Annotated in this window: 15 protein-coding genes; 5 read left to right on the forward strand and 10 right to left on the reverse strand. The window is 43.4% G+C overall.

Annotated elements, in window-relative coordinates; all coding sequences use genetic code 11:
- Positions 1 to 4: 4 nt before the first annotated feature.
- From secD to queA, 4 genes are all read right to left on the reverse strand, one after another.
- Positions 5 to 1,888 (reverse strand): protein translocase subunit SecD, encoded by a 1,884-nt coding sequence (gene secD, locus F8R13_RS04005; protein ID WP_152831997.1) that lies wholly within the window; start codon positions 1,886 to 1,888, stop codon positions 5 to 7.
- A 128-nt stretch (positions 1,889 to 2,016) separates the two neighbouring features.
- On the reverse strand, positions 2,017 to 2,355 hold the full coding sequence (gene yajC, locus F8R13_RS04010; RefSeq protein ID WP_152831998.1) for a preprotein translocase subunit YajC: 339 nt from the start codon (positions 2,353 to 2,355) through the stop codon (positions 2,017 to 2,019).
- Between the two features lie 184 nt (positions 2,356 to 2,539).
- Positions 2,540 to 3,652: a tRNA guanosine(34) transglycosylase Tgt gene (gene tgt / locus F8R13_RS04015; RefSeq protein WP_152831999.1), complete on the reverse strand. Its 1,113-nt coding sequence runs from the start codon at positions 3,650 to 3,652 to the stop codon at positions 2,540 to 2,542.
- A 23-nt stretch (positions 3,653 to 3,675) separates the two neighbouring features.
- Entirely contained in the window at positions 3,676 to 4,725 is a 1,050-nt protein-coding gene (gene queA, locus F8R13_RS04020; protein WP_152832117.1) for a tRNA preQ1(34) S-adenosylmethionine ribosyltransferase-isomerase QueA, read from the reverse strand.
- A gap of 190 nt (positions 4,726 to 4,915) precedes the next feature.
- Between queA and F8R13_RS04025 the strand changes: the two genes are divergently transcribed.
- Entirely contained in the window at positions 4,916 to 5,443 is a 528-nt protein-coding gene (locus tag F8R13_RS04025) for a DUF3087 family protein (protein WP_152832000.1), read from the forward strand.
- 9 nt (positions 5,444 to 5,452) lie between these two features.
- The gene (locus F8R13_RS04030) at positions 5,453 to 5,740 is read left to right on the forward strand and encodes a PP0621 family protein (RefSeq protein WP_152832001.1); all 288 of its coding nucleotides are present in this window, start codon (positions 5,453 to 5,455) and stop codon (positions 5,738 to 5,740) included.
- Positions 5,741 to 5,763: 23 nt separating this feature from the next.
- On the opposite strand, the gene F8R13_RS04035 is transcribed toward F8R13_RS04030, so the two are convergent.
- From F8R13_RS04035 to F8R13_RS04050, 4 genes are read right to left on the reverse strand one after another with little or no spacing between them, the layout of a single operon-like run.
- Entirely contained in the window at positions 5,764 to 6,213 is a 450-nt protein-coding gene (locus tag F8R13_RS04035) for a peptidylprolyl isomerase (RefSeq protein ID WP_152832002.1), read from the reverse strand.
- The gene (locus tag F8R13_RS04040; RefSeq protein WP_152832003.1) at positions 6,210 to 7,463 is read right to left on the reverse strand and encodes a GGDEF domain-containing protein; all 1,254 of its coding nucleotides are present in this window, start codon (positions 7,461 to 7,463) and stop codon (positions 6,210 to 6,212) included. Before F8R13_RS04040 ends, F8R13_RS04035 begins: the two co-directional genes overlap by 4 nt.
- 44 nt (positions 7,464 to 7,507) lie before the next feature.
- The gene (locus tag F8R13_RS04045; RefSeq protein WP_152832004.1) at positions 7,508 to 7,849 is read right to left on the reverse strand and encodes a hypothetical protein; all 342 of its coding nucleotides are present in this window, start codon (positions 7,847 to 7,849) and stop codon (positions 7,508 to 7,510) included.
- Positions 7,846 to 8,151: a DUF5052 family protein gene (locus F8R13_RS04050; RefSeq protein ID WP_152832005.1), complete on the reverse strand. Its 306-nt coding sequence runs from the start codon at positions 8,149 to 8,151 to the stop codon at positions 7,846 to 7,848. The genes F8R13_RS04045 and F8R13_RS04050 overlap by 4 nt, the downstream gene beginning before the upstream one ends.
- 272 nt (positions 8,152 to 8,423) lie before the next feature.
- Between F8R13_RS04050 and F8R13_RS04055 the strand changes: the two genes are divergently transcribed.
- Positions 8,424 to 9,548 (forward strand): NAD(P)/FAD-dependent oxidoreductase, encoded by a 1,125-nt coding sequence (locus tag F8R13_RS04055; protein ID WP_152832006.1) that lies wholly within the window; start codon positions 8,424 to 8,426, stop codon positions 9,546 to 9,548.
- A gap of 56 nt (positions 9,549 to 9,604) precedes the next feature.
- Here the strand turns inward: F8R13_RS04055 and F8R13_RS04060 are convergent, their stop codons facing one another.
- Entirely contained in the window at positions 9,605 to 10,291 is a 687-nt protein-coding gene (locus F8R13_RS04060; protein ID WP_152832007.1) for a response regulator transcription factor, read from the reverse strand.
- 86 nt (positions 10,292 to 10,377) lie between these two features.
- Positions 10,378 to 12,291: an ATP-binding protein gene (locus F8R13_RS04065; protein ID WP_152832008.1), complete on the reverse strand. Its 1,914-nt coding sequence runs from the start codon at positions 12,289 to 12,291 to the stop codon at positions 10,378 to 10,380.
- Between the two features lie 172 nt (positions 12,292 to 12,463).
- Between F8R13_RS04065 and F8R13_RS04070 the strand changes: the two genes are divergently transcribed.
- Both F8R13_RS04070 and trxA read left to right on the forward strand, forming a co-directional pair.
- Positions 12,464 to 13,852, forward strand: a complete 1,389-nt coding sequence (locus F8R13_RS04070) for an aspartate ammonia-lyase (protein ID WP_152832009.1) — start codon at positions 12,464 to 12,466, stop codon at positions 13,850 to 13,852.
- A 30-nt stretch (positions 13,853 to 13,882) separates the two neighbouring features.
- Complete coding sequence (gene trxA, locus F8R13_RS04075; protein ID WP_152832010.1) at positions 13,883 to 14,257, forward strand: thioredoxin; 375 nt, start codon at positions 13,883 to 13,885, stop codon at positions 14,255 to 14,257.
- The last annotated feature ends 8 nt before the right edge of the window (positions 14,258 to 14,265 follow it).

Genomic DNA, 14,265 nt, shown 5'->3' on the forward strand with positions numbered 1-14,265 from the left:
TCTCCTAAACCGATAACTTTTCAATCGGCTTGTTGCCATAACGCCAGTTGACGATGGCACGCGTACCCATAATGGCCGTGAACATGGAAGTGATAATCCCGATAGACAAGGTGATAGCAAACCCTTTGATTGGTCCGGTACCAAAACTAAACAGTACGATGGCCGCCAATAAGGTAGTGATGTTCGCATCCGCAATGGTCACAAAGGCTTTTTCATAACCGGCATTGATGGCAGCCTGCACCGAACCTACTCGCAACTCTTCGCGAATACGTTCGAAAATCAGAACGTTGGCATCAACCGCCATACCGACTGTCAGAACGATCCCTGCAATCCCTGGCATGGTTAAAGTGGCCTGCATCAAGGACATGATGGCGACAATCAAAATCAAGTTTAGTGTCAGTGCCAGGTTGGCAATCATGCCAAATACTTTGTAGCGCCACGCCATGACAACCAACACGAGGATAAAGCCGATAATGACCGACATGAACCCTTGGTCGATGTTGTCTTTACCAAGGCTGGGCCCAACCGTTCTTTCTTCAACGATTTCCATTGGCGCTGCCAGCGCACCTGCTCTTAACAATAATGCCAAGTCTTGTGCTTCACGAGGCGAAGCCAAACCTGTAATTTGGAAGCGGTTTGCGAACTGCCCTTGGATAACCGCCGCATTGATAACATCTTTAGACGTTACACGACGCTTAACTTTTTTACCGTTTTCCAACACGGTATCAATACGTGTTTCGATGTAAACAACCGCCATGCGGTTACCGACGTTTTTCTTCGTCGTTGCCAACATCTTACGACCACCCACGCTATCCAGCGTCACGCTAACTTCAGGAGTACCAGACTTGGACTCAATACCTGATTGCGCGTTAATAACGTTGTCACCACTAACGATGATGCGGCGTTGAAGTAAAATCGGACGACCATCACGGAAGTGATACAAGCGAGCACCGTGAGGCGCGTAACCTGTTTTCTCCGCTTCCTGAGGATCGCCTTTTTCTTCAACCAATCTGAATTCCAAAGTTGCCGTCGCACCCAAGATTTCTTTTGCCTTAGCGGTATCCTGAACACCTGGTAACTGCACAACAATTCGGCGATCGCCCTGTTGCTGGATAACCGGCTCGGAAACCCCTAGTTCATTGATACGGTTACGCAACGTGGTGATATTTTGCTTCAAAGCATAAGACTTGGCTGTGGCGATGGTCTTAGGAGACAACAGCAATTCCAATGAAGGTTCTCTTCCTTCAGGCAATTGCTTGATGATGAAATCGCCATCAAATTTCTTGTTGATTTCCGCCTGAGCCTCATCAAGGTTCGTCCCTTCACGGAACTTAATCCACAAAGCTTCTTTTTCATAATCTACCGATAGGTAACGAATACGCTTTTCACGGAATGAGGCTTTGATTTCATCAACATAACGGGTATAGGCTTTTTGTACCGCCGTTTCCATATCGACATCCATCAAGAAATGCACCCCACCACGCAAGTCCAAACCAAGGAACATCGGCTCCGCACCCAAGTCTCTTAAAAACTGCGGCGTTGCCGGCGCAAGGTTAAGTGCGACAACGGCTTCTCTACCCAAGAGGTTTTTGATAACACTTTTCGCTTTTAACTGCTCTTCAGTTGAGTTGAATCGAACCAACAATTGGTCAGCCTTGTAACTCATGCTCTTGATGGGGAGATTGGCATCTTCCAAAGCTTTTTGCACTCTGGTTTCAATAGAAGCATTGAAGTTCACGGCTTTCGCTGGCGAGATTTGAACCGCAGGGTCATCACCAAACAGGTTCGGGGCCGAATAAATTACCCCCAATACAATCACGACCGCCAGCAAAATATATTTCCAGGCTGGGTATTGGTTACTAATGACTTTTCTCTTAGAGTCAAACATGTTTAATTTTCCAAACTCAACGTTAAAACAGCACCACCCGTAAGGATTTGAAGGTTCAAAGGTTTGAACTTACAGCGTGGCTTAAAACAACAAAAGGGGCATGATGCCCCTTCTGAAAAGCGTCTCGATTATTCCGCAGTCCCTTTCAAGGTTCCTTTTGGCAATTCACGAGAAACATTTTGTCTTTCAACTTTGACGATTACGTTGTTGGCAATTTCCAAATCAACGAAGTTCTCATCCATATCACGAATCTTACCGGCAAGACCACCGTAAGTAACGACTTCTGAACCTTTAGAAAGTGCTTCCACCAACTTTTTGTGTTCTTTCACTTTCTTTTGCTGAGGACGAATCAACAAAAAGTAAAATACGACAAATAAAATAATCAATGGCAATAAAGCTTCAAAACCGCCACCTTGTGCCGCTGCCGCGCCACCATCTGCCATCGCATCAGAAATAAAAAAACTCATCTTTTGTCTCCCAATAAGATTTATCTAAAAATTAGTCGCCGTATTTTGGCATAGTTCACTTAAAAATACTATGCAAAAACAGGCCAAATCAACAGTTTCTCACTCATTAAATCCGGTAAGACCTGCGCCTTGCCAGAACCCCCAACCTGGCAGATTTTTCAAAATCTACCAGGTTGGGTCAGAATCACATTGGCGGGACAACCTCGCCTCTTTGGTGATAAAAGTGTTTTACGTAAGATTCCAACTGATTATTGGCAATGGCTTCACGCAACCCTTTCATCAACAATTGATAATAATGCAGGTTATGAATGGTATTCAATCTGGCCCCCAGAATCTCGCCGCACTTGTCCAGGTGATGCAGATAGGCACGTGTGTAGTTTTTACAGGTATAACAATCACACTGTGCATCCAAAGGTTCTAAACTGGTTTTGTGCACCGCATTTCGGATTTTAACCACACCGTCATGCGTAAACAAAAAGCCGTTTCGGGCATTACGGGTTGGAATAACACAGTCGAACATATCGATTCCACGGCGTACCGCTTCAACAATATCTTCCGGCTTACCGACACCCATCATATATCGAGGCTTGTCTTTCGGCATGTGCGGCTCGGTAAAATCAAGCGTCGCCATCATTTCTTCTTTAGGCTCACCAACAGACAAGCCGCCAATGGCGTAACCATCGAAACCAATTTCCTTTAATGCTTCGATGGATTCGATACGTAGCGCCTCATACATACCACCCTGCACAATACCAAACAACGCGGAAGGGTTATCACCATGTGCCTCTTTGGAGCGTTGCGCCCAGCGCAACGAAAGACGCATGGAGTCTGCCGCTACCTCATAACTCGCCGGATAAGGCGTGCATTCATCGAAAATCATCACAATATCAGAGCCAAGCTTACGCTGCACTTCCATTGACTCTTCAGGCCCCATAAACAGTTTGGAACCATTCACCGGGTTACGGAAGTGAACACCTTGCTCGCTGATCTTACGCATCTTACCAAGGCTGAACACCTGAAAACCGCCCGAATCCGTCAGAATAGGACCTTCCCAATTGATGAAGTCATGCAAATCACCATGCTGTTCAATAATATCCGTTCCCGGACGAATCGCTAGGTGAAAAGTATTGCCCAAGATGATTTGAGCGCCAGTATCTTCAATTTCTTCCGGCGTCATCCCTTTTACGGAACCATAAGTGCCTACCGGCATAAAAGCTGGCGTTTCCACCACACCTCGCTCAAACTTTAATCGCCCTCTTCTGGCTCTTCCGTCTTGGTTATCTAATTCGAATTCCATCGTCTTTTCTTCGTCAAATAAATTTAAGATTTAGCTTTTTTCGCCGGATGTACCAGCATTGCATCACCGTAGCTGAAAAAGCGATACTTTTCCTCAACTGCATGTCGGTATGCATTCATCGTCGTTTCATAGCCTGCTAACGCAGATACCAACATAATCAAGGTCGATTCCGGCAAATGGAAATTGGTCAATAAAACATCCACCACCTTGAAGTCATAGCCTGGGGTAATGAAAATATCGGTTTCACCTTGATACGCAGTCAGCACGCCATCATTGAAAGTCGCTGCACTCTCCAAACTTCTGACGGATGTCGTACCTATGGCAAAAACCCGACCGCCCTTCTGCTTTGTAGAATGAATCAGCTCGACCGTTTCAGGCAATACCTCAATAACCTCTGAATGCATACGATGCTCGCTGATGTCGTCCACCTGCACCGGCTTAAATGTGCCCGCACCGACATGCAAAGTGACAAAGCCGATTTGCGCCCCTTTTTGACGAATCTTGTCCAACATAGTTTCATCAAAATGTAACCCAGCAGTCGGCGCGGCCACCGCTCCCGGCTTCTCGGAGTAAACTGTCTGATAGCGAGACTTATCTTCTTCACCATCCGCACGTTCAATATAAGGGGGTAACGGCATATGACCACAGGCTTCAATCAAAGAAAGTGCCGTTTCGCCCTCTGACAACTCAAATGCAACTTCAAACAATGCATCATCTCTGCCCAGCACTTCAACCTCAATTTGATCTTCAATGCGGATCTTCGTCCCGGGCTTAGGTGCATTGCTTGAACGGATGTGCGTCAGCACACGCTGATCATCCAAAATACGCTCAACCAAAAACTCAACCTTACCGCCACTATGCTTATGACCAAACAAGCGTGCCGGTATCACTTTCGTATTGTTAAAGATAAGACAGTCGTTGGGCTGAATGTAATCCAAAAGATCAGGAAACCGCTTATCCGAAACCTCGCCATTGGGTTCAACAACCAATAAACGGCTTCCGGTACGCTCTTTGGCAGGCGTTTGTGCAATCAGTGCTTCCGGTAGGTCAAAATAAAAATCTTGTCGCTTCATCATCTATAAAATTTAAATGGCACTTCCATTCTTAACATCAAAAGTGCAAATCTTTTAAAACCGCAAATTATACTTGATTCCAACTATTTAAGTTGAAACTTGGTCGCTAAAAGCTACCCGCCCCGCCGTTTTTTTAATAGAATTGGCTTTCTGTTAAAAAATAAAATTACACAAGCACTCTGGAAACTTTATGTTCGAAATCCAAGACGTTGACCCTAAGCTATATCGACAAAAGACACGTAATGCCACTCTCATCATCATGGGAATGTTTTTAGTCATCGGTATGATTTTCGCCACGCTAAGCGTCAAACTACTCTCTGCATATAACTCAAACCCTTGGGTACTAAATTTCATTGGCGCTTTGGTTGGCCTGATTATCACCTTTTTTATCGTCAAGGTTTTCTTTGTTGATAAAGCCTGGATGCGTGAATCCATGTACGGCTGGCGACTAAAGCGTTCATTAATGCGCATCACTAACGTCATGGAAAAACTCAGAAAAGATGTCGCCATCAACGACCACCAAGCCATGAAAACCATGCGTTTTTATCACTTAGGGCTTGAGCAGATGCATCGTCTTGAAGACAACCACTCTGAACTCATTGATTTATTAGCAGAAAAGCGTGAGTTGGAAGATAAAATGAATGCTGCTGGCATAGACCTGAACCAAAGCACTTTTGACCCGTCGCAAGTGGCGCGTTACCACTCACAATCAAACTAGGTTGGTACAATGAAAACTCTACTATTATTCGTCGTCGCTTTCTTCGCATACTTGCTAGTGCGCTTTATTATGAAAAGGGTCAACGAGATTCGTCAAGATGCACTATCAGGCAATGCACAAGAACACCGTACAACACCTGAAGAAGCGGAACGCATGGTTACTTGCGCAGAGTGTGGCTTAAGACTACCAGAGTCGGAAGCCATTCCCCTTGACCCGTCAGAAACGATTGGTACTGCACACAACATTGCCTTTTGCAGCCAAGAGCACAAACAACAATATTTAAAAAAGCACTCATAAGCTTTGTAGAAAAGCTTAAAAAATTAAGACAAAACCTTTACTATCGTGACATCAAAAATCAGCGGCTGACCCGCCAATGGATGATTAAAATCCATCACCACCTCATCTTCCTTGATTTGATATACCGTTGCCGGAATTTCATCTCCAGTTGGTGTATTGAAGCCAATGACATGCCCCTCGGTCAGTTGCATGCCCTCAGGAAAGTCTGTCTTTTTCATGGTTTGGAAATTCATAGGATCTGGCTGCCCAAAAGCATCTTCGGGCATCAGAGTGAATTTTGCACGCGTTCCTTCTTCTAGCCCAACAAGTAGTTCGTCTAACTTGGCTAAAAACTGACCGTCACCAACTTGAAATACAAAGACTTCATCTTCCTCGGTCCGCTCTACCACTGTGTCATCCAACAAACTAAGTTTGAACTGAATCTCTAGCTCTGAAGTTTCAGAAACGCGTTTTAGTTTGGTTTTATCTGTCATGCTTTATCTTCTTTCGTTTGTGAGCGTTTTCGAGTGGTTGACGATGTTTTTGCTGTCGTTTTCGCAGCTGTCTCGCCATACACTTTCACACAGTTTCTTCCGGCTTTTTTCGCGACGTAAAGTGCTTCATCTGCCAACTTCATAACCGCTTCGGGCTGCTGACTTCTTTCCGTTTTTTCTGCCAAGCCAAAGCTCACCGTTACTTTTGTTTCCGCTTTCTGTCCCTTTTCCATCACTTCCAAAGGCACTTCTGATATCTGGACGCGAATATCATCCAAAATCGGTTTCACTTGCTCGGCAGTTTTACCTGGAAAAACAACCGTAAACTCTTCCCCTCCGTAACGATAAGGGTAACCAAGGGGAATTCTGGATAATTGGTAGGCAACCAACTTCAGCGCGTTATCTCCAATATCGTGACCATAGCGGTCATTAAAGGATTTGAAGTGATCGATATCCATCATGGCAATGGCATATTTACGACCTAATCCGGTAAACCGCTCAAATAATGCTCTACGCCCCTTCATACCGGTTAATTGGTCAGTGTGAGCAATTTGATGGGAGTCAAAAACCAGAGATAAAATAATCAACCCTGCGGCTATTGATGACAACCAAGCCAACACCCCAAAGGATGCATATTGATTCAGCCCATACGCCATGAGTATCAATACAAAGATAACGGTATTATCTAAAACTTTAGGGTGGTCTTGAAACGCATTACGAATAACAATCACTAACCATACTGCCATCGTCACCAAAAACGGAACCATTGGCAGCGTAATGCCGGAAGCACCTACAGGTTGCGCCATTGTCAGAATGACATTCATTGGCAAATTATCCATCAACCAGTAGAACCCAAATCCCTGTAACCCAAACAAAGCGAGCAAACTAAAGACATAGGGTTTAGACATCACCCCTTTCTCGGGCAATAAAATCCAGAGTAAAAGGTTCAACGGCAAAAATGTTGCCAGCAATGGATAAAATGCAGTGACGGCTAAGACATCCGTTTGTCCGGTATTTTTCGGAAAAAAGTAAACAATGGCGAAGTTCAACACCGCCAAGGTTAACAATAGAAAGATAGGTTGAATTCGATTAAGAAAAACACTGATAAAAATTCCCAATGCAGCCGCAATATAGGGAGCATAGAGCAATAACGTTTGAACCGGCTTCGGCCAGTAGACAATTTGGCCTATTTGCCAAAAGGCCAAAACCGAAAATCCGACTAACCAGAGATAGTGCTTCGCATTAGACATGGCAATTCCGTTTGTGCATTCTTAAATTTACGAAAATTTCTGAATTAGTGCTTACCGAATATAGAGAAACCATCTTTCGGTTTATCGGCACAACTGATACGCCACTCTAAGACATAGTCACAATGCTTATATGCAACACATTGATCATCACTGTAACCAAATTCGGCTTTTTTCGCTGCATTTTTAGACAGCACATCGTAGCCACTCGGGCACAGTTCACTTGCTTTTGAGGCCAATGCACGACTCGCCAAATCTCTTGGCGGTCCGTTGTATGGGTGGGTTAAGATAAAATGCGTGTCATCAATTTTCTTAGTTTGAATCTGACTACAACCTGACAATAAAACAGTCACAGCCACAAGTGTAAAAGCAAGGTTTTTCAAGATCATTGTGCCTCTTCTTTAATTCCGATTTCCTGCACGATAAAACACATATTGGTATGCATTTTCTTTCCATTCACTAAAAATGACGCGCCGTTGGCAAATTTATCATCTTGGTTAAGACGAATATTACCTTTAATCACCTTAATTAACTTACCGGAATAACAACTATAGATTTCAATCTTTCGATCCAGTCCAACCCAATCAGATTGGATGTTCTTGGCGGTATTAGACACCTTTTCACAACCACTCAAACTAAACAAGCTCAGCATAGTAACGGCAGTGGCTATTGCCAGCAGAATTTTTTTCATAATCCCTACTTCAGATTTTCTCTTTGTGTACGTTCACGGTATCGGTATTTTACCTTTTTAAGTAGGAGATTGCTGAGAGGATTCCCACTAAATCATGACTCAATAAAACGATGAAAAGCGTCTAATAAATTTAACTTATGACAAATAGAAATTACTTATAGATATTGAACATAAAAATTGATTCCAAACTCAGGGAGTTTCTCGTTATCATACAAATAGATAGACACTACAACCACATAAAAAGCTTAAGCAGAGAACAAGGGCTGACACCTATGAATATTACCATCCTTGGAACAGGCTTTGCGGCACTAACCGCCGTTAAAGAAATAAGAAAACAAGCACCACAAGCTGAAATTACAGTTATTGCACCAAGCAAACAACTGGTTTATTTGCCCAGTATTATCTGGATTCCAGCCAGAGAAAAGGAAGGGCGTTCTTTAGAGGTGGATTTGACCAATTTTTTTGAAAGACAGAACGTCAAACATATCCAAGCCAGCGTCCTCAATGTCATAAACCAAGGCAGAACAGTGGTAACAACAGATGGCGAGTACCAGAATGACGGTCTAATCATCGCGACAGGTGGTCGTTTCATTAAGAAACTCCCAGGCATTGAGCATGCTATCACGCCTTGCGAAGGCATTTCCGCAGCTGAAGCCATTCGAGACAAGCTTGACAGCATGGCCAGTGGTACCATCGCTATTGGATTTGGCGCCAACCCTAATGAACCATCCGCCATGCGTGGTGGTCCGATGTTTGAGTTTTTATTCGGCATCGACACACTACTGCGTCGACAAGGCAGACGCAGCAAGTTTGAAATCATCTTCTTCAATCCTGCACCTCAACCTGGAAAACGCCTTGGCGATAAAGTACCAAATGCCGTCTTAAAAATGATGGATAAAAAAGGTATTAAAACTCACTTAGGTCATAAGATGAAAGGCTTTGAGCCCAACAAAGTCATAACCGAAGGTGGCGAGTTTGAAGCAGACTTGATTCTCTTTATGCCGGGCATGACAGGACCGGCATGGCTTCAGGATTCAGAGATTGAAAAATCCGAAGGTGGAATGATAAAAGCCAACGCTCTTTGCCAAGTTTCCGGTCTTGAGAAAACTTATGTCGCGGGTGACTCTGGAAGCTACCCTGGGCCTGAATGGCAGGCAAAACAGGCTCATGCTGCTGACTTACAGGCAGCTACTGCAGCCCATAACTTAATCAGCGAACTGCGCGGCGCAGTTCCTTCGGAAACGATCAAACATGAGTTGATTTGTATTATCGATACACTTTCGCACGGCGTTTTCATCAAACGTACAGAACAAGGTACGATTTTACTACCGCCTTGTCGTTTAATGCATTACGCGAAAAAATTCTTTGAATGGTGGTATTTGAAACAATACCGATAGAAGAGAATAAATATCCCGTCGCAGTTACGCGCGGGATATTCACCCTAGCAGGGGCATTACTTAATTTCGTCTAACTTAACTTTCAACAACCCTATGTGGCTTGCATAGTTAACCAATTCAGCAGAAGATGCCATCCCTAGTTTCGTCATGATATTCTCTCGATGCTTAGACACTGTTCTATCTGATATATCTAGCATTTCGGCGATATCTTTTGTCTTATAACCTTCCGCGACCAGCTTGATAACCTGCTTTTCTCGGATGGACAATTTCTTAGGCTTCTTAAACCCCGTCTCAATTGTTTTGACTTGCTCAAGCGATTCAAGATAAGTGTTCAAATCAGATTCTATCTCAGAGTGAACAAATACCTGACCGTTTAAAACCAGGTCAATACCTGAAATCAACTCCGCTTTTGAAACCGACTTCAAAGCGACACCGTCTACGCCCAAGTCCAGAACTTCCTTCCAAACATTCGGCGCTTCCGCAGCGGTCAATACAATGATTTTAACTGGATTTTTACGTTTCTTAAGCTGAGAGACTACTGCCATACCACTTAATTTCGGCATGGACAGATCTATCAGCAACAAATCCGGTTTCTTTTCTTCGGTTAACGTCAGCGTTTCCTCACCATCCTTGGCTTCAGCAATCACTGACACAGCACCATCCGACTCCAAAATCGACTTAAACCCAGCTCTTACTAGGTCATGGTCTTCAGAGATCAAAACTGTAGGTTTGGCACCTGCCATAATCGTTCCTTAAATCCTTTTAATTAGAAAATGTAAAATCTGCTTTAAGCAAACAGCTATTAATTATAACTTCATTTGCCAAAAAATTAATACAGGCTACGATAAATTCTATTTATTTGCAATAATAATCCCTCAAGTTCTTCTTGATCAGACTTAAAGGATAGTGCCTCCATCCTTTTAATCATCTCCAACATCTCCTCAACTTCAAACAACATCAAATTCCCTTTTAGACTATGAGAAACTTGACGAAATTGAACTTCGTCTTTCTCTTTCAACAACGTTTGAAGCTTTTCCAAATCATTGGAGGTTGATTCAATAAATTGTGGAAGAAGGTGAGTCAATGTGTCTGGAACAATTTTAGTCAACGGTGCTTTTGAGAGTTCCTCCCTTGCTACCAGCTCCTTATAAAGGGCGCCAAAAACCTTGTCTTGTGAAATAGGTTTCTCAATCCACGCATCAAAAAGCGTTTTGTCTATTTCCAGTCCCAGTTTGGAAATTTCATCTTCCGTATGGGCTGCAGTAAGCGCATAAACGCCTTTTAGCTTAGGTTTTAAGCCATGATCAAGTGCTCTGATCTTTCTACAAACTTCCATACCGTCCATTTCCGGCATTTGAATATCCAGAAAGACGATATCGAAATCTTTTTCCAAAAACTTCTGCCAGGCTTGATTACCATCTTCTGCATGTTCGACTTCACAATTGATTTCATGCAAGAACAACTCCAAAACTTTTCGATTGATAATGGAGTCATCAGCTATCAGAACACTAAGCGGCTCTTTAAGCTCGATCAATTTCTGTTTGTGTTCAATGCGAGATTCGATATCTTCAGGAGAACGCTCATTCTGCTCACAAATCCCTTCATCAATCGGCAAATCAACGGTAAACTTGGTGCCAACCCCCTTGATTGATTCGACCTCAATCGTGCCTCCCAATAACTCAACCAGTCGCTTAACAATAGGCAGACCTAAACCTGAACCAAAATATTGCTGACTCCCTTTTGACTCAAGCTGTTTGAATGGTTCAAAGATATTTTGCAATTGTGCCTCATCAATTCCTTCACCGGAGTCGGTAATGGAAAACTGCAAACCAATTTGCGATTCTTCTATTTCAACAAAAACCCCACCTTCATGGGTAAACTTGATGGCATTGACAATCAAATTGACCAATATCTGAGAGATTCTCAATAAATCTCCATAGAAACAGCAAGTCCTGGTCTTTTTGGCGACCGATACAGTTACTTTCTTGTCATTGGCTATCGACTTCGTCAAATGCGTCACATACTCCGCCATTTCATCAACGGTGAAAGTACTTGGGTTAATCTGAATATGCTCAGACTCTGTTTGAGAATAAGTCAGAATGTCGTTAATCAAAAAGTTCAGTTGATCCACTGTTAGCTTCATGATTTGAAGCTGTTCATCGACAGGCAATCCATTATCTTGGTTCTGTTTGGCAACACCAATCAAACTGCTCATCCCCATCAAAGGCGTTCTTAACTCATGACTGAGCATCGCCAAAAACTTAGTCTGACTCTTATACAAATCATGAAGCAAAGCATTCTCTTGTTGAGAACGCCGCTCTTTCTCTTGTAACCTTTCGATGATTAAATCACTGTGAGATGCAATTAAACGCTCTTCTAACTTATACATCTGCGAAATATCTATACAAGAAGCACAAATGACTTCTGTGTCGGAGTTTGAATTTTTTTGATGACGCAAATCATTCACCAACCAAACAATATCATCATCGATATTCAAGCCCATCAGGAATTGGATATTCGTTTGCTTGCCTTCAAGCATAGCTTGGGTGTGGGTCATAAAGTGATGTACCGACTCGGGCAGCATATAGGACATGAAGTCGTCGCTCGTGATAACCGCCGCCCCTATGCGGGACTCGAGTTCATCTGACAAGGTAATAGCAGCAAACTTCCGGTTGTAGTGCAAGCACCACCACAGTCCATTCTTGTAAAAGAAATTGGATATATCGTTTTTAATTGACTTCATGAAGTTTATCGCTATTTATAAAGAGTTTTTCTCAGACACTTGCCTGGATAAGATAGAATACCAACAATTTAATTTTTTTTCTTCACATGAAAGACTCTTCGAAAAGGTTTCGGCCTCCAAGCCCCCTAAAACCTCATGCGTAGAGTTCGCAATTTGTACGAGATCGACTTATATGACGCAGGCATTTCGCACTGAAAAAGACAGCATGGGAACACTTGAAGTTCCAGTTGATGCGCTTTATGGCGCGCAAACACAAAGGGCCATTAACAACTTCCCCATTAGCCACACCCCAATGCCGAAAAAATTCATTCAGGCACTTGGCTATGTGAAATTTGCTTGTTCCGAAAGTAACCTTGAACTTGGACTCTTATCACAAGAAAAAGCAACCGCTATTCAAGCAGCCGCAAAAGAGTTGATTGACGGTAAGTACTACGAGCATTTCCCGATAGATGTATTTCAAACAGGTTCTGGTACCAGCACCAATATGAATGCGAATGAAGTGATTGCACATCTTGCAAAACAAATGATGGGAACAGACGTTCACCCGAATGATGACGTCAACATGAGTCAAAGCTCGAATGATGTTATCCCGACAACCATTCATATTTCAGCTGCTATTGAACTGGAAGAACATCTATTACCGGCATTGACACACCTCGTCTCGGTATTAAAGGATAAAGAGCAGGAAGTTGGGGATATTGTCAAAACCGGTCGCACCCATTTAATGGATGCCACCCCAGTTACACTTGGACAAGAAATTTCCGCATGGCGCCAACTGATCGAAGACAACATTGATCGCCTAAAAGACACGCAAAAACGTTTACATAAATTACCTCAGGGTGGGACGGCTGTTGGAACAGGCATCAATGCCGAACCGGAATTCAGTGGTTTGGTTTGCGCGAACCTTTCCACCATCACCGCTATTCCGTTTGAACCCATGCCGAACTTCTTCGTTGGCTTAAGTTCACAGGACACTGCTTTGGAACTAAGCGGGCAACTAAATGTTCTAGCTGCTAGCTTAATGAAAATCGCCAACGACTTACGCTGGATGAACTCAGGCCCTCTAGCCGGCTTGGGTGAAATTCAGCTGCCGGCACTTCAACCTGGAAGTTCAATCATGCCAGGTAAAGTCAACCCGGTTACCCCTGAAGCGGTTTGCATGGTCGCAGCCCAAATCATGGGAAATCACACCGCGATCACTGTTGGTGCACAATCGGGTAACTTCCAATTAAATGTGATGTTGCCAATGATTGCGACCAATCTACTTCAAAGTTTGGAAATTGCGGCAAATGCAGCCATTCAACTTGCAGATCAAGCCATTACTGGGTTTGTAGTGAATGAGACCAAGCTGAATGAAGCATTGGAAATCAACCCGATTCTGGTAACAGCCTTAAACTCTGTGGTAGGTTATGAAACCGGCGCAAAAATCGCTAAGACCGCCTACCAAACCGGTCGTCCAGTATTTGATGTCGCCAAAGAAATGACCGACCTAGACGATGAAACGCTTGAGCGTTACCTCAACCCTCTTTTATTAACTCGCGGCGGAACGCCATCCATTTAAGCTAGTCAAAGCACTCACAAGGAGCAAACTATGGCAACCATCAACCTGACAGCAGAAGAATTTGAAAAAACAATCACAGATAATGAAATCGTTATTCTAGATTTCTGGGCAGAATGGTGTGGTCCATGCAAGCAGTTTTCGCCGATTTTTGAATCTGTGTCTGAAAAACACCCAGACATCGTTTTCGCTAAGGTCAATGTTGAAGAACAGCAAGAACTTGCAGGCTTGTTTCAAGTACGTTCAATTCCAACATTGGTTTTCATGCGTGAAAAAATCGTGGTCTTCTCAAACCCAGGGTTACTACCAGAAGCTAATTTGGAAGAAGGCATCAAAGGCTTACGTGAACTGGATATGGAACAAGTTCATAAAGATTTGGCTGAAGCACAAAACAACACTCAAGCTTAAAGCGACAC

This window comes from Hydrogenovibrio sp. JE_KL2 (assembly GCF_009296185.1).
In the GTDB taxonomy this organism is placed as follows: domain Bacteria; phylum Pseudomonadota; class Gammaproteobacteria; order Thiomicrospirales; family Thiomicrospiraceae; genus Hydrogenovibrio.

Excerpts from the sequence above, each read along its gene's own strand:
- secD (WP_152831997.1), bottom strand. The coding sequence starts at position 1,888 with ATGTTTGACTCTAAGAGAAAAGTCATTAGTAACCAATACCCAGCCTGG.
- yajC (WP_152831998.1), bottom strand. The coding sequence starts at position 2,355 with ATGAGTTTTTTTATTTCTGATGCGATGGCAGATGGTGGCGCGGCAGCG.
- tgt (WP_152831999.1), bottom strand. The coding sequence starts at position 3,652 with ATGGAATTCGAATTAGATAACCAAGACGGAAGAGCCAGAAGAGGGCGA.
- queA (WP_152832117.1), bottom strand. The coding sequence starts at position 4,725 with ATGAAGCGACAAGATTTTTATTTTGACCTACCGGAAGCACTGATTGCA.
- F8R13_RS04025 (WP_152832000.1), top strand. The coding sequence starts at position 4,916 with ATGTTCGAAATCCAAGACGTTGACCCTAAGCTATATCGACAAAAGACA.
- F8R13_RS04030 (WP_152832001.1), top strand. The coding sequence starts at position 5,453 with ATGAAAACTCTACTATTATTCGTCGTCGCTTTCTTCGCATACTTGCTA.
- F8R13_RS04035 (WP_152832002.1), bottom strand. The coding sequence starts at position 6,213 with ATGACAGATAAAACCAAACTAAAACGCGTTTCTGAAACTTCAGAGCTA.
- F8R13_RS04040 (WP_152832003.1), bottom strand. The coding sequence starts at position 7,463 with ATGTCTAATGCGAAGCACTATCTCTGGTTAGTCGGATTTTCGGTTTTG.
- F8R13_RS04045 (WP_152832004.1), bottom strand. The coding sequence starts at position 7,849 with ATGATCTTGAAAAACCTTGCTTTTACACTTGTGGCTGTGACTGTTTTA.
- F8R13_RS04050 (WP_152832005.1), bottom strand. The coding sequence starts at position 8,151 with ATGAAAAAAATTCTGCTGGCAATAGCCACTGCCGTTACTATGCTGAGC.
- F8R13_RS04055 (WP_152832006.1), top strand. The coding sequence starts at position 8,424 with ATGAATATTACCATCCTTGGAACAGGCTTTGCGGCACTAACCGCCGTT.
- F8R13_RS04060 (WP_152832007.1), bottom strand. The coding sequence starts at position 10,291 with ATGGCAGGTGCCAAACCTACAGTTTTGATCTCTGAAGACCATGACCTA.
- F8R13_RS04065 (WP_152832008.1), bottom strand. The coding sequence starts at position 12,291 with ATGAAGTCAATTAAAAACGATATATCCAATTTCTTTTACAAGAATGGA.
- F8R13_RS04070 (WP_152832009.1), top strand. The coding sequence starts at position 12,464 with ATGACGCAGGCATTTCGCACTGAAAAAGACAGCATGGGAACACTTGAA.
- trxA (WP_152832010.1), top strand. The coding sequence starts at position 13,883 with ATGGCAACCATCAACCTGACAGCAGAAGAATTTGAAAAAACAATCACA.